At 45.6% G+C, this 18268-nt stretch carries 19 protein-coding genes and 3 pseudogenes; 4 read left to right on the forward strand and 18 right to left on the reverse strand.

The genetic code is table 11. The features are described from left to right. The 4 genes and pseudogenes from JGK20_RS24240 to JGK20_RS24255 form a co-directional block, all read left to right on the forward strand. Positions 1–346, forward strand: a pseudogene (locus tag JGK20_RS24240) (hypothetical protein); the annotation flags it as partial. Then, positions 324–578 (forward strand): fatty acid desaturase, encoded by a 255-nt coding sequence (locus tag JGK20_RS24245; protein WP_293214001.1) that lies wholly within the window; start codon positions 324–326, stop codon positions 576–578. The pseudogene JGK20_RS24240 and the gene JGK20_RS24245, both read left to right, overlap by 23 nt. After that, a complete protein-coding gene (locus JGK20_RS24250) occupies positions 575–3466 on the forward strand; it encodes a hypothetical protein (protein WP_293232423.1) in 2892 nt (963 codons plus the stop codon). Before JGK20_RS24245 ends, JGK20_RS24250 begins: the two co-directional genes overlap by 4 nt. Before the next feature lie 175 nt (positions 3467–3641). Next, positions 3642–4370: a hypothetical protein gene (locus JGK20_RS24255; RefSeq protein ID WP_293232425.1), complete on the forward strand. Its 729-nt coding sequence runs from the start codon at positions 3642–3644 to the stop codon at positions 4368–4370. 207 nt (positions 4371–4577) lie between these two features. Here JGK20_RS24255 and JGK20_RS24260 read toward each other — a convergent pair whose 3' ends face one another. From JGK20_RS24260 to JGK20_RS24340, 18 genes and pseudogenes are all read right to left on the reverse strand, one after another. After that, positions 4578–5540, reverse strand: coding sequence for a pyridoxamine 5'-phosphate oxidase family protein (locus tag JGK20_RS24260; RefSeq protein WP_293204184.1), 963 nt, complete (start codon positions 5538–5540; stop codon positions 4578–4580). 92 nt (positions 5541–5632) lie between these two features. Beyond that, positions 5633–6034, reverse strand: coding sequence for a VOC family protein (locus JGK20_RS24265; RefSeq protein ID WP_293232427.1), 402 nt, complete (start codon positions 6032–6034; stop codon positions 5633–5635). Between the two features lie 154 nt (positions 6035–6188). Continuing rightward, positions 6189–6362 carry an NAD(P)H-dependent oxidoreductase gene (locus JGK20_RS24270; protein ID WP_293204188.1) on the reverse strand — a complete coding sequence of 58 codons (174 nt, stop codon included), beginning with the start codon at positions 6360–6362 and terminating at the stop codon, positions 6189–6191. 49 nt (positions 6363–6411) lie between these two features. Then, the gene (locus tag JGK20_RS24275) at positions 6412–6813 is read right to left on the reverse strand and encodes a RidA family protein (protein WP_293204190.1); all 402 of its coding nucleotides are present in this window, start codon (positions 6811–6813) and stop codon (positions 6412–6414) included. An 86-nt stretch (positions 6814–6899) separates the two neighbouring features. Next, a pseudogene (locus JGK20_RS34650) lies at positions 6900–7034 on the reverse strand (CPBP family glutamic-type intramembrane protease); the annotation flags it as partial. 44 nt (positions 7035–7078) lie between these two features. Beyond that, positions 7079–7657 (reverse strand): antibiotic biosynthesis monooxygenase, encoded by a 579-nt coding sequence (locus JGK20_RS24280; RefSeq protein WP_293204192.1) that lies wholly within the window; start codon positions 7655–7657, stop codon positions 7079–7081. Next, positions 7623–7805, reverse strand: a complete 183-nt coding sequence (locus JGK20_RS24285; RefSeq protein WP_293204194.1) for an isochorismatase family protein — start codon at positions 7803–7805, stop codon at positions 7623–7625. The genes JGK20_RS24280 and JGK20_RS24285 overlap by 35 nt, the downstream gene beginning before the upstream one ends. Next, positions 7780–8727 carry a pirin family protein gene (locus tag JGK20_RS24290; protein WP_293204196.1) on the reverse strand — a complete coding sequence of 316 codons (948 nt, stop codon included), beginning with the start codon at positions 8725–8727 and terminating at the stop codon, positions 7780–7782. The genes JGK20_RS24285 and JGK20_RS24290 overlap by 26 nt, the downstream gene beginning before the upstream one ends. A 137-nt stretch (positions 8728–8864) precedes the next feature. Continuing rightward, positions 8865–9701, reverse strand: a complete 837-nt coding sequence (locus tag JGK20_RS24295) for an alpha/beta hydrolase (protein WP_293232429.1) — start codon at positions 9699–9701, stop codon at positions 8865–8867. Positions 9702–9849: 148 nt separating this feature from the next. Further along, on the reverse strand, positions 9850–10533 hold the full coding sequence (locus JGK20_RS24300; protein WP_293232431.1) for a type 1 glutamine amidotransferase domain-containing protein: 684 nt from the start codon (positions 10531–10533) through the stop codon (positions 9850–9852). Between the two features lie 292 nt (positions 10534–10825). After that, positions 10826–11284, reverse strand: a complete 459-nt coding sequence (locus JGK20_RS24305) for a VOC family protein (protein ID WP_293232433.1) — start codon at positions 11282–11284, stop codon at positions 10826–10828. A 60-nt stretch (positions 11285–11344) separates the two neighbouring features. Further along, a complete protein-coding gene (locus JGK20_RS24310) occupies positions 11345–12607 on the reverse strand; it encodes a condensation domain-containing protein (RefSeq protein WP_293214297.1) in 1263 nt (420 codons plus the stop codon). A gap of 68 nt (positions 12608–12675) precedes the next feature. Next, the gene (locus JGK20_RS24315) at positions 12676–13404 is read right to left on the reverse strand and encodes an alpha/beta hydrolase (protein WP_293214299.1); all 729 of its coding nucleotides are present in this window, start codon (positions 13402–13404) and stop codon (positions 12676–12678) included. Between the two features lie 17 nt (positions 13405–13421). Then, complete coding sequence (locus JGK20_RS24320) at positions 13422–14015, reverse strand: ester cyclase (protein WP_293214302.1); 594 nt, start codon at positions 14013–14015, stop codon at positions 13422–13424. Between the two features lie 373 nt (positions 14016–14388). Continuing rightward, positions 14389–15354, reverse strand: coding sequence for a zinc-dependent alcohol dehydrogenase family protein (locus tag JGK20_RS24325; RefSeq protein WP_293232435.1), 966 nt, complete (start codon positions 15352–15354; stop codon positions 14389–14391). 89 nt (positions 15355–15443) lie between these two features. Continuing rightward, positions 15444–16198 (reverse strand): annotated as a pseudogene (locus tag JGK20_RS24330) (SDR family oxidoreductase). A gap of 84 nt (positions 16199–16282) precedes the next feature. After that, entirely contained in the window at positions 16283–17242 is a 960-nt protein-coding gene (locus JGK20_RS24335) for a zinc-dependent alcohol dehydrogenase family protein (protein WP_293204209.1), read from the reverse strand. A gap of 58 nt (positions 17243–17300) precedes the next feature. Beyond that, the gene (locus JGK20_RS24340) at positions 17301–17870 is read right to left on the reverse strand and encodes a DsbA family protein (RefSeq protein WP_293204211.1); all 570 of its coding nucleotides are present in this window, start codon (positions 17868–17870) and stop codon (positions 17301–17303) included. Positions 17871–18268 lie beyond the last annotated feature (398 nt).

The raw sequence follows: 18268 nt of genomic DNA on the forward strand, positions 1-18268 counted from the left end.
AGGGGTTGTCTCTTTCATGGGTCATTTTTTAACGTTATCTGCTTGCTATGTAAGCATTATAACCTATTTTTATCGTATTTTCTGTTTAAGTCCCGTTAGTTATCTCAGATACTTACTTCAGCATCGGATGTTGAATCGCCATGAGACTTACCAAGAAAGGTTAATTCGCGTCTTTTATTTAATTTCTTTGCTTTATATTTTGCTTGAACTTGGCTGGGGTAAGTTGGTACTCTTTTACTGGATCATTCCCTTTCTAACTACCGCCAATTGGATAGGCGCTTTCATTGAACTTACCGAACACTATCCGCTTATGGAGGTCGGAAATGACAACCACCCACAAGATTGATATATATATGACTCGCAACCGGATGTGTAGTCTGCTAACCAATTTTTTCTTGGGAACCCACTGGGAAGGATATCACTTGGTTCACCACTTGTTTCCAGGAATTCCTTCTTGGCGTTACAAAGAAGCCCACCAAATTTTGATGAAGGACACCGTGTATGCTAGTCTCAATCAAGAAAAAGGCTTATCTTCTTTAATTAAGCAAATTATGCCACCAGATAACAGCTCAACATGACCGGTTTCCACAAAGATGCTGATGCGATTCAAGGTATCGACATCAGCGAAGACATGAGAAAAAAAACTGACTTGCAAGTTGGCGAAACCCAGCAGGAACGCGCTGCTCGCTTGTTCTCGCAAGCATGGGCGAAGCGCGAAATATCTCAACTGCAAAGCAAGCCTAGTAAAAAAGCTCACCCGGAAAATAAACCCAGTAAAAAAGAACTACAAACGATACAAGAGAGACAAGATGCTTTACAGGATTTACTATTACAATCCCTACCTTTAGAAACCTATAGCAAGCTAGCAGGAGAAGACTACGACGGAGACTCTAAATGCTTCGCCAAGGCTTCAGATTGGCCTTATACTGCCCTACATCTTATAGAGGCTCAAACTCCACAAAACGCTCATCCACCAACCATAAAATTACCCAAAGTTTCCTTTGACGTACCGGGTCAACCCAAGAAAACACTGCCTGAAATCGCTCTATTTATGGCAAATAAATGGACGGAGCTTGCCAACTCTGCTGTCAAATGTGCCGCCTCTGTTGAATCAGAAGTAGTGGCAGTCCAAAATACATTTAGCGCTCAGCAAAAAGAAGATTATATTCGGAATGTTTCTAATAATTTTAAACAAAAGCTAAACAATAATTACACGGCTAAACCTGAAAAAATTATACCACGACACCTCATGTCAACTATTAGGGAGATAGCGAATATACACAATTCCTCAGCCCATCCAACAATGGCTTCTTTAATCTCGATCGATGCCAATCAAATCGAGCGAGATTTGGTAGACTGCAAGCTATGCTGCGAAGATAAACTTCTGTTTCGCATTCCACCATTACAAGTTGAAACTGGTCTTGAAACCTACAGAAAATTTCTGCGACTTCAGGTAACGCCACAACTATTACTGCAAAATCAAATAGCCGTAGATTCTAAAAAAAGCGCTACTCCAGCCGACGAAATTGCGATCGCCCAGTACAGAAATCTGTGCCACCGAAATCCGAATTACTTGCAAGACAAAAAATTGCCCGACATATACTTAGAAGGAAAAGTCATAGAACCCAACGGCTACAGTTTAAAAGAAGCGATTATACAGTCCCTCAACCCTTTATTGCAAGCATCGGAACTTGAAGCGCGACCGTTTTACCAATTTCGCAACCTGTTTCCAGAATCTGAACCAGGAGATAAATATTATTATACCCCTGAACAGTACAATACTTGCAGGGAAAGAAAAGTTGCTTTTGATTCTCTTTTCAACTCTGCCGTTGCAGCCAAACTACGCTTGCAGACTGAAAAAGGGCCTTATTTAACTGCACAAACAGAAACCGGGACAAGCATAGAAATTACCAATGTTGCCTTAAGCAAATACCCGGAACGTTTCAAAAACCGATCGTCGTTGGAAATCTTGTTAGTTACCAATGAAAACTACGGTAGCTCTACTTCAAACAGCCACAAAACCTGTGTTTTAGCAAAAACAAAAGACTCAGAAGGCTCTGATAAATGGGTTAAACTCGGCACGCTCAGCGAAAGCAGCAGAAAGGTACTCGATATCCCCGTAAAAATTGAAGGAACGAAGTATTTTCGGCTGCAAAATGTCACAGCAGTACAAGCTTTAACTGAAACTGACTGTAATTTAATTTTCAAACAAGCAGCAGAAATAGCAGATAGTTTTCAAAGTGAGTGCAGTTTAAAAGGTGAAACTGATGCTATGGCTGCTGCTACTTGGCACTTGTGTTGTACACCAGAACTTAACCATGATAGCAGAAAAAAAACGCAAAATTTCGTTTTTGCTACTTGGAGTTCTCAAATTGCCGATCGACTCAACGAACTTCAATTTAAAGAATTAACTATCGGCGAGTTAAATAGCGCAGATATCAAAATAAATAACTGCATCGAAAATGCTGAAATTAGAATTGACGTTGCCCAAACCGGAAATGGCGAAAACTACCCAACTCAGGGTAAAAGAACCTTGCAAATAATGAAAGACGGTAGGTACATCACAGCGGGTACTGTCTCTGAAAATTCGGCGCAGTTACCAGTTGGAACTACTGCCCGCGCCAAGCTAATTCCTGCGATCGCAAAAACGGCTGAACTACACGTAACTGGTTTGGACGATCGAATTAAAGTCGGTAAGGTTGCAGAATGCGAATTTGGCGGACAAAGTTCTCTGCTAAACCAAGAATACACTATTACAATCCAATCGCTCAATAAACCTAAATATTTACTTGAAACATCTGGTAAAGTTATCGGCGAACTCGACGAAACCTCAATAGAATCGCTCAGGAAAAATAATTGCCTGCACAACAATTTTTCTTTCACCGCAGAACTGACTACTTACGGAATAAGTAACGGCACGTATACAGTGGCAAAAAGCAGAACAGGTAATATTCTATGTGCTAGAAAACAAAATCTTATTGGCTATTATAAAGATTTGCGCTTTCAAGGAACAATGGCGGAAGTTTCAGTAAATATTCAACAAAAGCCTGAAATTTGTGCCACAGTTACTACTGAATGCGGATTAAAAGTCTTGGGGGTGTTTACACCCAACCAGAAAGAATCTAAAATAGCCCTAATGAAGGCTTTCTGCAACCAACAGCAAGGAAAAAGCGACGAAATGTTGAAAAAAGAATTCGACGCAGGGAAACTAACAGGACTTTCTTTTAAGGCATACATAAAATTTAATTCTACTACTCTCACAGCATCTATAGATCTAAACTCTATACAGTATCCTATTAGATGGTCAAAAGAAAAAGAAGTTAATAATGAAATAGTTAACAACACAGTCAATAGTCAAGCAGTCAATAATCAGGCAGTCAATAATCAAACAGTCAATAATCAAACAGTCAATAATCAGGCAGTCAATAATCAAACAGTCAATAATCAGGCAGTCAATAGTCAATAATCAAACAGTCAATAATCAAGCAGTCAATAGTCAAACAGTCAATAATCAAACAGTCAATAATCAGGCAGTCAATAGTCAAACAGTCAATAATCAGGCAGTCAATAGTCAAATACCAAACTATCAAACACTGAATAATGCAGAAAGACTCGCCGTGGCACAGCAAATAATACAAAACATGAACTCACCTCCTACTTTATTTTATGAATTCAAAAAACCAACTTTGATCAATGGAAAAATAACAGAGCAATCTGTGCTAGGGATTGCTGTTAGCTTGAGAAAATCCGAAACGGCACGCAAGTTTTTTAAAGATTACAAAATACAGCATTCCGAGATAAATCCGTTAGATGCGTCTGTTACAGAAGAAACTCGCCGGGGGTATGCAGTTTTTCATCTAAACCCCGAAAATCTACTGCCTCAAATAATGTCATCTCTATCTAAGCAATTTGGTTCGCCAATTGCCAAAGATTTATCTACCGATAGTCCGTATTTCCAAAAGCTCAGAGAATCTCCACCACTTCCGAATAGGGCATCTTTACTGCTATACAAATTCTATGGTATTAAAGACACTGAAAATGATCTCGCTACTTCAGAGCCTCAAAAAATGCTACAACAAAGTACAGACAATTCACCGCTCATACCTGCTTGGGAAAAAAACCTAATTGCTGCGGCCGTGCAAGCTGCAACCGACAACAATTATAGCCCCAGAACTCCCTTTATCCAAAATACTTTATTAGCTACTTACTGCAAAGAAACTGAAAGTCTTACCGTAATTCGAGCTAGAGATAATTCTACAATCTATTCGCGGGAATTGGGAAAAAATGCAGCAATAATTAACTTGTCAGAAGAGCAGAAGCAATTCCTCGAATCCTACAAAATTACGGCTAAAAAGGAAATACAACTTTAGCAGACTGTCAAGAATCACCACACTTTAAGCCCACATTTCGCGCCCCTTGGGGGTGCGGAATGTGGGCTTAAAGTGTTGCTGTGAATGAGCGAAAGATTTGACGCAATTCGCAAATGAATGGCGCAAAATGAATGGCGCAATTAGTCAATACGCCTCTAAAAATAGAGTCAGTTTTAGATATGCCCTACAAACGAAGACGGATAACTATTACCATGAACCAGTTTGTTCGAGGTGAGGCGACAATTCTGGGAGTGACCACCGTAAAGGTAAACTTCCGTCAACTCGATAACCTTCCTCTAAACGGAAGCGAAATAGACGCTCTGCTCCTTCATAGGTGAGAATTTCATCCCCTTCCCAAATCACTTCAGCAGTACCTGTGAGATATAGCAAGTTGCCCTGCTCAAAGTCTATGAACAACATCCCAGCCCGTGGATTTAACTCCAAATTACCAAAAGTATTGAAGTGACAATTGCCAGAAAAATCGGGAACAGTCAAGGTATGGTCATCATCGATTCTTACAAAACCAGGTTTACCTCCCCGATGGGAGACATCGACCCCACTAGCGCCTCCTGCTGAAGCATCCTGATAGGCAGTGGCAATGAAGAAGGTGTCTGCTGCCGCGATCGTGATTTGTTCCGGTTGTGACAATGCTGTTAGCTTGTGTACTGGTTTGGGGGCTGTTAGATCAAACCCCTGTAGTAAACACATTCGAGCTTGAATATATTGAGGACAGTTGCCAAAGCTTTGTCCCACACGCACTTCAAAGCCATTGGCATGGGTTGCAGTCACAACACCGTTCATACGGTTGCGGCGACGAGTATGTAGTTCAATACCTAACAAGCCGATGTCGATGCCGTCTGCAAGAGTAGTTGCTAAGGGATCACCAAATAAAGGTTTGGTAGCCACTCGTAAGGTGCGATCGTCGGGGGAGGAAAGAAAACCTGGTTCGCCTACCAAAATGGATGCCCAAGGATTGCCTGCGGCATCCACGGTTCCCACAAGTACATAGGTCAACTGAGTAAAGAACTGACGGTGCTGTTCTAAGAGAAATTCTCGAATTACCCGTCGTCCCATCTTATCCATCTGTTCCTGTGCTCCCAATCGAGCTTGAATCGCCCTTTCACCGACATGAAAGGGCGATTCGCTGCGACTCCAACCTGGAATTGCCATAATTTCTTTGCTCCTTAATCATCCTGTGCTTGACTGGTTCTGTATTGTGAAATGAGAGTTGTCGGGTGATTGCACGGATTTTCAACAAATCATTAGGAGACTGGAGCAATCAACTCCATGCGAATGCCACCAGGGATGTAGAACATCATATGATGGATAAGACCTTCACCGAGAGGCTCAGGGGGAAACTCGATTTGCACTCCTTCTGCTGTTGCCAGTGTTTGGTAGAGGAAATTTAGTGTTTCTAGATTTTGTACTTTCAGGGCGAAGTGGTGCAGCCCAATGTTGTTCTTGCGATCGAACGGAGTCGCAATGTTAGGGTCGGCTGCTTGCCAGAGCGTTAGCAGCGTAGTACCGTCCGAGAGGAACAAAGCTGGATAGGATAGAACTTCACCCACTTGCTTGAATTCTAAAACATCAACAAAGAAATCACGGGTTGCCGTTAGGTTTGGAACGGTGAGCCCAATGTGGTGAGCGCCTTGAGTCATAGCCATCAGTTAATTTCCTGTAATGAATTGGTCGAATTAAGGTTTGATGATGTCCTCCGTGGAGAGTGTAGGAGGTCATTTCAGTAACCCGTTAGGGCAAAATCATTAGTTCAGCCATTTCTGAAATCAGTGTTTCTGGAGGAGTAAAAACAGCCGCAATTCAGTCTTCGGTGACGTGAGGAACTGGCGTTTGTCTTAAATCACGATAGGTAATCACATCATCAGGATGCAGGTCTTGCCACTCAGCCATAGACTCTTTGGCCAACTTGCGAGATTTAGAGCGATCGCCGCGTGGACTTGAATCAACGTGCAGAATGCTTGCATGGTGCCTCAACCAGAAATTTCAATTTCATCTAGACAGTAAGCTACCGCTTATGCAAAACTCACTGAACAATTGCAGTAACGCGGATTTCAATGCGCATCGTTGGCAGTCCAAGAGCTGCGACTCCTACCTGTGTCCAAATTGGGGCGTGGTTGGGCATGTAATGGCGATATAGCCTGACCATTACCTCGTTAACCTCCGGGGGAAACCCACCAACATGGTAAGAATTAACGTGGACAACATGCTCCCAACCCGCACCGGCAGCCGCCAAGGTTCGCTCTACGTTCCGAAACGCCTGGGCAATCTCGTCCGCGAGCGATTCGGGAATTTGCAGATCGTCATCCCAGCCGCCTTGGCCTGATGTTTCCACTCGATCGCCAATTTTTACCGCTTGCGAGTAATGCAATTCATTCAGCATGTATTCCCCATAGCCGGGGGTAATAAAAAACTCGGGCTTTTTCATGGTATTTCTTTATTCAGTAAGTTTGACTCTATCTCGCGCTGCTTGAGACAGCTTGCAAGATCTAATTGACTTGAGGAGGTGCCAGGTCAGCCTATGCTGGTAAGCACTACGAGCAGAAACGAGGGCAGGTTGAAAACGACGTGGACGACGAGACCGGGCCAGATCGATCCACTGCGGCGGAAGATCTCGGCGGTGGCGAGACCCGCCACCACGGCTACGGGAAGGTGTAGTTGATCCCATGCATGAGAAAAGGGAAGGGGAAAGGTTAGGGTTTAGGGTAGAGCCAGTGCTTAAATAGCTGGGTTAGGCGGGGCATGATCAGGTAGGTGAGCAGGGCGACTACGAGTCCAGTGGTGATCAGTTGATTGAGTAGAATTGGTAGGCTAGATAGAATCGGAGTGAGCAATCGACTGACGATCGCCAGAGTAACGAAGACTCCTAGCCAGGTCACGATCGCCATTTTGTACTTCGGTGGAGGGGCTTTGAGGGATTTATTCGGTAGGCTAAACCAGGTTTCCAATCCGGTTAGGGTTTGAATCGACTCTGGTTTTTCAATTAATGGCTGCAATCGCTCAATCCATTCGCGCCGGACATCCGACTCTAGCCAGGTTTTTAGGTTGTCGTAGCGATCGAACTTGAGGATCACGACATACTCAGGATGGGCGTGATCGGGAGGGCGAATCGTGCTAACCCCAAGATGTCCCTTAATTTTTCGGGCATCGGCGGCAATGCCATGAAACCACTCTTCGTAGCCTTGTTCGCGTCCGGGTCGCACGACATGAGAGATAATTGCCGTGACTTGAGAGTCTTCATCTGTGCCAATGGTTAAAGATTCTTCCAACATCGAATTTGTCCCTCCAGTTGATTGGAATTACACCAGCCTGAACCATACGGCGAACAGCCATGTCATGAGCTTCCGCAGTAACACCGTCCGAAGCATCAGTAACGATGAATACTTCATAACCCTCACCAAGCGCCTGGATTGCTGGCATTGCGAGACAGATCTCGGTGTAAAGCGCTACTACCGTGATCTGAATTATCAGGGAGCGGAATGAATTCAGTTTCACCGGGAACCGCCGGGAAGCGACGGTCTTGCCAATCTCGTTTTGCCTGGTCGATACGCGCTGAGCGGCTCGACACAAAGTTCCAGTACTTTGTGCGATCGCCCACTGGTGCCCCGCCGATAATCATTGCTTTTGCCTCAGCCTCCGCCCGAATATCTACTGATTCATCCGGCGCTAAAACGGCTAGACGATATGGCTCTAAAGGCTTTCCATTTACGAATAGGCCGGATGTGACGCTATAAACTGCCCTTTCAAAACCTTCTATTGGGGCTAGCTGAAATTGACTACCCTCCGTGAAAACGAGCGCTAGGTAAAGAGTCGCAGAGTAGGTTTTAACTGGTGATTGGTGAGACTGGTAGCTACCGGCGATCAAGGTCGCGCTGGTGCCTGTTTGAATCCACCTCGGTAAATCAGTCGCCGGATAATGTGAAAAGCTGGGTTCAACTTCTTCGGCGATTTCGGGGAGGGCAATCCAGGTCTGAATGCCGTGAAGAGTAGATTCTTTCTCTCTAAAGCTCTCGGGCGATCGCTCAGAATGAACAATACCTTTGCCCGCTGTCATCCAGTTCACCTCGCCCGGAAAAATCTCTTGTACTGTACCTAGACTATCTCTATGCAGAAGGCTTCCTTCAAACAAATAGGTAACCGTCGCTAAATTGATGTGTGGATGGGGTCTAACATCGACGCCTTTTCCCGCCGGGAAAGTAGCTGGGCCTAAGTGATCAAAGAAGATGAAAGGTCCAACCATTTTTAAGGTTTCACTCGGCAAGATGCGCTGTACGCTAAACTCACCTAAGTCGTGCTTTTCAGGCGTGATTAATTGCTGAATACTCATTTTTGTACGATCCATTCTTAGTTGGCGTTGTGGACGAAGATACAATCTTAGTTTTGTTTATTTACTTTGCAGACACGCCCTAGCGTGTGAGCTTGACTCAACAGGGTGAATCACAGAGTTTTTCACAAGTCAGAAATGCGGCAGGTTAGCGATTATTTCTGCTGAAGAAAGTCCAGCAACACGGGATTGACCTGATCGGCATGAGTCCAATTGATGGCGTGCGGTCCGCCAGGGATGACAACAAGTTGACTGTTTTTAATCAGCTTCGGAAGTCTTGCTGCGGTGGACTCAAGCGGCAAAATGCGATCGCTATCTCCATGAATAATTAGGGTTGGTACATCAATGCGAGGCAGATCATCGCGGAAATCGGTGAGCCAGGACGGTACACAATCCAACGTTCCCTTGGCAGACGCACCTACGGCAACATTCCAACTGGCTTGAATGGCATCGTTGCTGATGCGATCGCCAAGCAACACATCCACATTGAAGAATTCTTTGAAAAATGCAGAAAAGTAAGCTGGACGATCGTCAATGATCGCTTTCATAATGCCATCGAAAACGCTTTGATCAACGCCTTCGGGATTATCATCGGTCTTCAGCAAAAAGGGTGGCACGGGAGCCATCAGCACGGCTTTCTGCACACGCTCTGAGCCATACTTGCCAAGATAGCGCGTGACTTCGCCTGTTCCCATTGAGAAGCCGACTAACACAGCATCATGCAAGTCAAGTTTGGTCATCAGCCCGTTCAAATCTGCTGCAAAGGTATCGTAGTCATAGCCAAATGAGGGTTGGCTAGAAGCACCAAATCCTCGGCGATCGTAGGTAATCACCCGATATCCTTCGTTCAGCAGAACCAAGACCTGCTTCTCCCAGGAATGTCCGTTCAATGGAAATCCATGAATCAGTACAATGGGTTGACCTGTTCCCAGATCTTCGTAATAGATATCAATGTTTACAGAGTTTTCTTGACCAACGGTAATGTAAGACATGAGAGTTTCTCCTGTGTAAATCGATGGTGTGTTTTTGTCTGTGTGAAAGCGTTGCTTGGCAGTACGGCTCCTGTGCTTAGATCGATTGTTGCGAAGGTTCATCCTGAGAGAACCTCCCAGAGTGAGGACAACGCGCCGTCCGCACAGATCAAACAGAGCGAAGCAACTTCAGTAACTCTTCCGCTGCGGGTCCCGAAGATGCCGGATTCTGGCCGGTCACGAGCCTCCCGTCCACTTGGACATAGGGAACCCAGTTGGCGGTTTTGCTGTAGATGCTACCTCGTTCCTTTAGCCGGTCTTCCAACAAGAAAGGCACGATCGCACTCAAGCCCACCGCTTCTTCTTCTGCATTCGTGAACCCAGTCACGCGCTTGCCTTTGACCAGATACTCGCCGTCCTTTCCGCGCACATTGACCAACGCGACTGGCGCGTGACACACTGCACCGACTGGCTTGTCGGACTTCACAAAGGCTTCGATCAGTGCGATCGATGTCGCGTTGTCGGGCATGTCCCACATCGGGCCATGTCCGCCGGGGTAGAAAACTGCATCGAAATCGTCTGCGGACACGTCGGCTAGCTTTTTCGTGTTGGCAAGTTCAGCCTGCGCTGCGGTGTCTGTGCGGAAGCGCTGCGTTAATTCGGTCTGGAACTCCGGTACTTCGCTTTTCGGGTCGAGCGGCGGCAGACCGCCCTTCGGTGAGGCCACCGCGATCGCTGCTCCCGCATCCTTCAGCACGTAATAGGGAGCAGCAAACTCTTCCAGCCAGAAACCCGTTTTCTTTCCGGTATCGCCAAGTTGGTCATGAGACGTGAGAACAATGAGAATCTTCATAGCAAACCTCCTTTTTAAGAACTTAAACACGGCCCTTCTCGCTGCATCACACCTGATTCACCTTCAGTGTTGGTGTGAGAACATATCGGGTTCGATCGCTACTTGGTCGCAACGTGTCGCACTGCCGATCAACTACTGCGCTACATACCCACCCTCTAACATCAATGTTTCACCTGTATTGATGGATGAACGATGATGATTTCTCGAACGATAGATGAAAAAATTCTCACCTGTCCGCCCTAATCAGTTTGTTATGCAGCGGCAACTGTGGGGATCTATTTCATTAATGAATTCATAATGGGGTGACAAACTCGATCAGATTGCCGTTATTGTCTTGAATGATACAGAGCCGAATACCCGGATCAGGATAGCTTCCGAGTTCGAGAAATGTTTTCACACCACGTCGATTTAATTCAGCAAAAACTGCATCGACATCTTGAACTCGAAAACAAAAATGTCCGATGCCTGTTGTCCTTAATCCCTCACCAAGATTAGTCGCGATCGGCATTCCTGATTGTGACTGAGTAGAGCCAATAATTTCGATGCGAAAGCCATATACACTGAGATAAGCCAATTTCAGATCTGGGAAAACGCCTACTGTCCATTCATGTTTGATCGTCGCATCTAGCTTTTCTTGATACCACTGAAGCGTTTCCTCATAGTTCGGTACATTCAAGCAAACATGATCGATTTGCATTGAACTCAGAGGATTTGAGCCTAGAGTTGAAGATGTTTGAGTTAAAATTGTCATTTGAATCTCCTGTAATTGTGAATGTTCTAGATACCTCAGAGTCTTACCGTGTGATATGCGTCAGGCAGCTTCAGAGGCAACTTCCTGTCCTACTGCAAGCTCTAAATGCTTCACTCCTGACGATAGAAAAGCAGTTGCAGCCCGTTCGCTCTCAGTACGATCCACATCCATCAGTGGTGTAGATGAAATCGTGAGGGCGAGGCGATCGCCCAAGGTCGCAACTCCAACGTTCCGCCCTGCCACACCTGAAGTGACAGCAGGTGCATGGAGTGCTTTAATCCGAATATTGCCGTATTGTTGAGCCATATCGATGCGACCGAGATTTGTGACGTTCAGCTGACAGAGATATTGCGATTTCGCTGCTTCAACAAGGGCGGTGGCATCGGTGAGATTTGCCATTGTGGGTTGTCGAAGTTGGCGCTCCTCGACTACCTGCTGGGCAATGTCAATTTGTGAGAGTTGAGATTTGACCGATCGCGCAACGTCCCAAAACGCGGAATCCGCCTGAAGGGAATGAGTCGTCGTACAATTGCAAATATAAAGCCCAACTCCATCTGGCATCGGTAAAGATAGCTGCGCTCGCACATTGACAGGGTGGAAACATCGCATCATATCGCTGGATTTGGCATCTTGCTGAGTGAGAGCGAGCAAGAATGCTGCGCTGATTGCGCCGTGTACGGTTGTGTGTTCAGCTCGACTGCGTTGTATCAGTTGCTGGGTGAATTCGGGAGAGAGGAGAACGGTGTGAATGTGGGGTCGGGGACGACGAGATAGGGGTGGTGGATAGTCCGTGGGCTTAGCGGTCGCTTCTGGAGACGGTGCAATGCCAGGAAGCGCTGATTCGAGCGATAATGCCACAGAAAGGTCTGACCACTCAAATATTTTGTCTCCTAACCCTTGAAGAATATCTCGCATCAGATAAACGCCAGATAGCCCATCTGCGATCGCATGATGGCAAATAATCATCAGTTCGGATTCAGCCCCCGATTGCAGCAGTACAACTCGCAGTAAAGGTGCAACCTGCCAATCCAACGAGCGAGCCAGTTCAACTTCGAGTTCTGCTTGCCAGTGCCGATCGTTCGTTCTCGCGACCAGCCGCAGCGGAATCTCGTCGTCGGTTTCGACAAATTTAGGCTGTCCGATCGCGTCAGTGGCGATGCGGACTCGGAGCAGAGGATGGTGTTGCTGAACTTGCCTAAGCACCGTCGAAAGTTGCTCGGAACTAAACTGCCCCTGAAGTTTCGCAACGGTGGCAAAATCTAGCGGATAAAACTGGTTGCAGAGCCAACATAAATGTTCAAATGCGCCTAAATACCGTTCCATGAGGGACTCCTATTGCTATCCTCAGTTTGTTGGATCGAGAGATAGATGAATGATAAGTAATGATGTTGCTAGTCGCGCCCTGCCACAATAATCTTTTCTGCTAAACAGATCGGGTTAGAAAACATTACCTCGTGACTACCGGGCATTTGTACAAGCCGAAATAGCCCCAAGCGGTTAGACATTCTCGGATGCCAACCCCACTGTTCGCCTTGAGGAAGGACATTATCTTCTGTACAGTAGAGGTAACTTTTGAGAATGGGCAGCGAGTAAAACTGCTTCAAGTCCAACTTGTCAATTAACGGTTGATACGGTTCAGGTGATAATTGTGCGTAACTGGATTTAGCCAATTCTAGGTCAGCGTCGTTGAGAAACGCTTCTCGCCAAACCTCAAAAGGCATCATTATCGTACGATTGTCCGATTCTCTCGCTAGATTGTCGAATAACGCTTGAGAGTCGGGCGGGATGTTATTTCTAAGGCTCTCCCCATCCTTGAGGACAAAGGCATTGAAGAAGATGAGCCGTCGAATGCGATGAGGAATTGCTTCGGCAACTTTCGCAATAATTGTCCCGCCGAAACTATGTCCTAATAGGACAATATCGGTTAAGTCTTTATCAAGGATGTAATCGACGATCGATTGTGTACATTGAGCATGGTTAACGTTTTTGTTCGCGCCTTTCCCGTGTCCAGCGATCGTAGGAGCAAAAGCTAGATGTCCTTTAGCTTCTAGCTGGTCAATGACTGGTTTCCAAGCAGAACCATCATGCCAGGAGCCATGAACTAAGACAAAAATTGACATTGGATAACTCCTATTATTTAGTCGCGATCGCCAGCACGATCGATCAGTGCGTTTGAGGGCAAGCTCGGATTGAGTAGCTTGCGCGCACTGTCAACCCCGACAACGGGAAGTGTACCCGGATCGAGCAAGCCGAGCTGAACCAATACACTTGCCTGATCCCAGTAGAGGTGTTCGTGGGCTAACTTGCCGTCGCGGAACTGAACAATCGCTACCACTGCCACTTCAATCCTTTTCCCTGTCGGAGCAATACCAGGTAGCATCCAGTCCATCTGGACGGTATGAGTGAACTTAGCCAGCATTTCATCAACAAGCTGGTCGGTTCCGATCGTACGTGAGATCGGAATTAGCTCGATGTCCGGCGGCATCTGTGGAATGAAGTATTTGGAATAAAACTCGCGCAGTGCTGGTTTCCCGACTCCCCCAGTCATTATCGGGATGTGGTTAACGTAAGCATCTTCAACCATCGTAGCGAGGGCATCTTCAGTACTGTGAGTGCCAAACTCGTACCCCAAATGCTCTTCCCAGAGTTCTTGCAAAAACTCCTGGGCTGGTGTCAAGTTGGTGCTTGCCTTTCTATTTGCTTGTTCGTCTACAGTTTGTTTGTTGACCATGTTATATTCTCCTGGTTCTATGTATCTAGAGTTTATTCAGTTCCAATGCTTAACTTCTTTCAGATTCTTACGATGATTTGTCAGATTCTTATCTAAATATTTCCGCTTTATACTGTTTCCGATTTGAGCGATCGCAGGTCACTGATTATTCCTGCTGAAGAAAGTCCAGTAACACGGGATTGACCCGATCGGCGTGAGTCCAGTTAATGGCGTGCGGTCCGCCAGGGATGACAACAAGTTGACTGTAATTGAAAATTAACTCGCTGTATATCCGCCATCGTTGGCGTAGCCTCTCCGACAGGAGAATCGCCAAAGACTGACCTGTGATGTAGCTCGCAGCATCAGAATAGAGAAAAATTGCAGCGCGTTTTTATCACTCAGTCAATTGCAGGACAATCTTGCCTCGCATTCCTCCCTTCTCTGAACGTTGATGAGCTTGAACGATGTCGCTCCAAGGCAGAACTGAATCAATGACGGGTCGAATCTGGTCGCGTTCAATCAGGTTCCTCAGTGCGTCCAATTTGTCTCTATATTGAGGACTGAAAACGAAGTGAATCGTCAAATTCTTACCCCAGGCCTCAAGCAGTGTTTGAGGCGTTGCAATATCGACGATTGTGACAAGTTTGCCAAATGGACGAATCACTTCTGAGCTATGTCCAATCGTATCGCCGCCAATCGTATCTAAAACCAAATCAACGCCGCGATCCTTCGTTTTTCGCCCAATCACTTCAATATAATTTTCATGCTTGTAGTCGATGGGATAATCTGCACCCAGTTTCTTAACGAAGTCGAAGTTTTCGGCACTGCATGTTGTAAACACATAAGCACCCATTGCTTTCGCTAGTTGAATTGCGATCGAACCGACTCCACCCGCTCCAGCATGAATTAGAACTGTTTCACCGACTTGTAAATTCCCTCTGGTTATAAGGCAATCCCAGGCGGTTCCTCCTGCCAACGGCAAGCAAGCTGCCTCAACATGGGTCAAATTAATCGGCTTAACTGCAACAATGCTTTCTTCTGCAACGTGGTATTGAGCATAACTACCAAACTCGCCAAAAATCTGGGGTGAGTAGTAAACTTCATCTCCAACCTGCAAATGAGTGACTGCCTCTCCAATAGCTTCAATCACGCCCGAAACGTCAACTCCGATAATTGCAGGGAGACGAACTAAATCTTTGTAGTCACCCCGACGAGTTTGATAATCAATGGGGTTGATCGAGGTCGCATATACTCGTACCAGAACTTGGGTCGCTTTTGGAACTGGCTTAGGGATGTTTTGAAATTCAAACACCTCAGCTCCACCAAAAGCGGTCAGTATCGCAGCTTGCATGTACTCCATATCAGCCTCCTTGCGTCTAAAAATTAAGTCCAGTTGTTCTCTCTTGAAATGGATCGATTCACTGTGAGTCCACCATCAAAAATCAAAAATTAACTCGCTGTATATCCGCCATCAATCACTAAAGACTGACCTGTGATGTAACTAGCAGCATCAGAACACAAGAACACAACGGTTGAGGCAATTTCTTCAGGTTTACCCATTCGACCCATCGGCACGATCGACGCAAGTTGCTGCTCTAGAGCAGTATCTTTATTGCTAAAGCGATCGATCATCTCTGTGGCAGTCAGACCAGGATTGACAGCATTAATCCGAATGCCTTGCTGGGCATAGTCGAGTGCAGCGGCCGCGTCAACCCCATCACGGCATGCTTACTGGCAACATAAGGACTTGTCCCGGCAAACGCCACTAACCCGCTGGTTGAAGAATTATTGATAATGACTCCCGTTCCTTGGGTTAGCATCTGTTGAATCTCATATTTCATGCACAGAAACAGTCCCCGCACGTTAATCGCCATCAGTTTATCGAATTGTTCAAGTGAATGTTCATGTAGGGGCTTCATCGGTGATTCGATTCCGGCATTATTGAAGGCACAATCGAGTCGTCCATAGGTTTCGACTGTCTTTTGCACTAATGCTTTGATGTCTTCCTCATTCGAGGCATCTGAATGAACGTATAAGCATTCAGCGCCTTTTTCGCGAATCAGTTTGGCGGTTTTTTCACCTTCTGCATCGCGTCTACCGGAGAACACGACTTTTGCTCCAGCAGCACCAAAGGCGATCGCTGTTGCTCTGCCAATTCCCGATGTACCACCAGTGACTAACGCCACTTTATCTTGCAGTATCATCCTGTTTCTCCTGTTTCAATCAATATTGACCTTCAAAAATCAAACTCCGATCCGTTTAGCAATTACCAACGCCGTGAAGCTTGTCTAATTTTCTGTAAATTCCAGCACAATTTTCCCTTGTGTCCCCCCTCGCTCTAGACGCTGATGTGCTTGAATTATCTGATTCCAAGACAGCGTTGAATCAATGACGGGACGAAGCTGAGTGCGCTCGATTAGTTTTGTTAAAGCATCTAATTTTGCTCGGTATTGTGGCGTGAAAACAAAATGGATAGTCAGATTCTTGCCCCATGCTTCGATGAGTGATTGCGGCGTTTCAGTGTCTACAATACTCACAAGCCTGCCAAATGGGCGAATAATTTCTGGGCTACGCTGGATTGTTTGCCCACCGATCGTATCCAAAACTAAATCAACACCTAGCTTATCTGTTTCTTGATAAATAACTTTCGCGTAATCTTCGTTCTTGTAATCAATGGCTCGATCTGCACCAAGTTTTTTGACAAAATCGAGATTTTTAGAACTGCATGTTGTAAAAACATAGGCTCCCATCGCTTTTGCAAGTTGAATCGCAATTGAACCAACGCCACCAGCACCCGCATGAATTAGAACTGATTCCCCAACTTGAAGATTGCCTCTCGTCACTAGACAATCCCAAGCCGTTCCTCCTGCAAGAGGAAAACACGCTGCTTCAATGTGCGACAAGTTAGAAGGCTTAAGCGCAACAATCCCTGCATCAGCAACATGATATTGAGCATAGCTGCCAGATTTTCCAAAAATCTGTGGCGAGTAATAAACTTCGTCTCCTACCTCAAAGTCTATCACTGATTCTCCAACTGTCTCAATAACCCCTGAAATGTCAACTCCGATAATTGCTGGTAATCGAACCAAGTCTTTGTAGTCACCACGGCGAGTCTTATAGTCAACTGGATTGATCGATGTCGCACACACCCTTACTAGAACCTGATTAGGTTTTGGTATTGGCTTAGGCACAGTTTGAATCTCAAACTTCTCAGCATCACCAAACGCAGTTAATACGGCTGCTTTCATAGATTCCATCTATGCCAACTCTTTTTGATTCTGAAGTATCATTTTATTTCTCCTAGTATTAATTTCGTTGCAATTGACTTGCAGCAATAATCGCTGCCATCAACTCCGTCATGTTCCAGTGCCCGATATATCGATTTCCATTGATAAAAAGGGCTGGAGCAGTTGTCACTCCACTCTGTATTCCACCTTCGATATCTTCATTGATGCGATCGACATGCACTTGTTTAGCCAACTCTTTGAGAAATTGAGGAATGTCAAGTCCTAAATCATTGGCGTACTCAACTAGATAACCATTCTCCAACCTTTGTTGATGGGCAAATAAAGTGTCGTGCATTAACCAAAACTGTCCTTGGACAGCGGCGGCAACGGCTGCTTGGGCTGCCCGTTGAGCGTGAGGGTGAATCTGTGTTTGCGGAAAATGACGGAAGATAAAGCATAAATAATCCTCTCCAAAAGAAGTACTAAGCTCTCGTTTGATCACTTTAATCAGCTTGTAAACGTCCGCACTTCTGGAGTCTTGATAATCTCCATACATCACCAGCACGACCTTGGCACTCAGCACACCTTGCATCCAATCTTGGGTTGAAGGTGGGATAAGTAAGGAACTCTGGCTACGATCGTCGTTCATCTTTCTAGATCTGCATCAAGACCTTGCAATTTACTTGCTCAATCTGTTGATTACATGACTGTTTGCTATAAATTCAATATAGGCGATCGCCTTCAAGCTGTCGTCTATATCAAGTTGAAATTTTTACAGTACAAATTGATAGAGTAACCATTCCATCGCGGAGTAGAAGGTTGGCTATAACTTAAGTTAGAATCGGGTGCACTGATTTGTTTGAGAGTACATTGGTTTGTAGTGGCTATCAGAGTAGGTAGTATCATCAGTCAAACATTTCTCTCCCAATAGGGCGGATTCCCAAATCGCTGACGGGGTGACAGGTCGTCTGAAAAGCATACAGGGAGATAACTCTAGACAAATCGCCTCAAAAAAGATAGGGTAAGAAAGCTTCTTACCCAAAAATA

The organism is Microcoleus sp. PH2017_05_CCC_O_A (assembly GCF_020738785.1).
Classification (GTDB): domain Bacteria; phylum Cyanobacteriota; class Cyanobacteriia; order Cyanobacteriales; family Microcoleaceae; genus Microcoleus.

Coding starts and splice junctions, on each gene's coding strand:
- JGK20_RS24325 (WP_293232435.1), bottom strand. CDS start 15,354: ATGGAGTACATGCAAGCTGCGATACTGACCGCTTTTGGTGGAGCTGAG.
- JGK20_RS24340 (WP_293204211.1), bottom strand. CDS start 17,870: ATGAACGACGATCGTAGCCAGAGTTCCTTACTTATCCCACCTTCAACC.
- JGK20_RS24260 (WP_293204184.1), bottom strand. CDS start 5,540: ATGGCAATTCCAGGTTGGAGTCGCAGCGAATCGCCCTTTCATGTCGGT.
- JGK20_RS24315 (WP_293214299.1), bottom strand. CDS start 13,404: ATGTCAATTTTTGTCTTAGTTCATGGCTCCTGGCATGATGGTTCTGCT.
- JGK20_RS24275 (WP_293204190.1), bottom strand. CDS start 6,813: ATGAAAAAGCCCGAGTTTTTTATTACCCCCGGCTATGGGGAATACATG.
- JGK20_RS24300 (WP_293232431.1), bottom strand. CDS start 10,533: ATGAAGATTCTCATTGTTCTCACGTCTCATGACCAACTTGGCGATACC.
- JGK20_RS24310 (WP_293214297.1), bottom strand. CDS start 12,607: ATGGAACGGTATTTAGGCGCATTTGAACATTTATGTTGGCTCTGCAAC.
- JGK20_RS24280 (WP_293204192.1), bottom strand. CDS start 7,657: ATGTTGGAAGAATCTTTAACCATTGGCACAGATGAAGACTCTCAAGTC.
- JGK20_RS24265 (WP_293232427.1), bottom strand. CDS start 6,034: ATGGCTATGACTCAAGGCGCTCACCACATTGGGCTCACCGTTCCAAAC.
- JGK20_RS24245 (WP_293214001.1), top strand. CDS start 324: ATGACAACCACCCACAAGATTGATATATATATGACTCGCAACCGGATG.
- JGK20_RS24255 (WP_293232425.1), top strand. CDS start 3,642: ATGAACTCACCTCCTACTTTATTTTATGAATTCAAAAAACCAACTTTG.
- JGK20_RS24290 (WP_293204196.1), bottom strand. CDS start 8,727: ATGGATCGTACAAAAATGAGTATTCAGCAATTAATCACGCCTGAAAAG.
- JGK20_RS24295 (WP_293232429.1), bottom strand. CDS start 9,701: ATGTCTTACATTACCGTTGGTCAAGAAAACTCTGTAAACATTGATATC.
- JGK20_RS24335 (WP_293204209.1), bottom strand. CDS start 17,242: ATGAAAGCAGCCGTATTAACTGCGTTTGGTGATGCTGAGAAGTTTGAG.
- JGK20_RS24320 (WP_293214302.1), bottom strand. CDS start 14,015: ATGGTCAACAAACAAACTGTAGACGAACAAGCAAATAGAAAGGCAAGC.
- JGK20_RS24305 (WP_293232433.1), bottom strand. CDS start 11,284: ATGACAATTTTAACTCAAACATCTTCAACTCTAGGCTCAAATCCTCTG.
- JGK20_RS24250 (WP_293232423.1), top strand. CDS start 575: ATGACCGGTTTCCACAAAGATGCTGATGCGATTCAAGGTATCGACATC.
- JGK20_RS24285 (WP_293204194.1), bottom strand. CDS start 7,805: ATGCCAGCAATCCAGGCGCTTGGTGAGGGTTATGAAGTATTCATCGTT.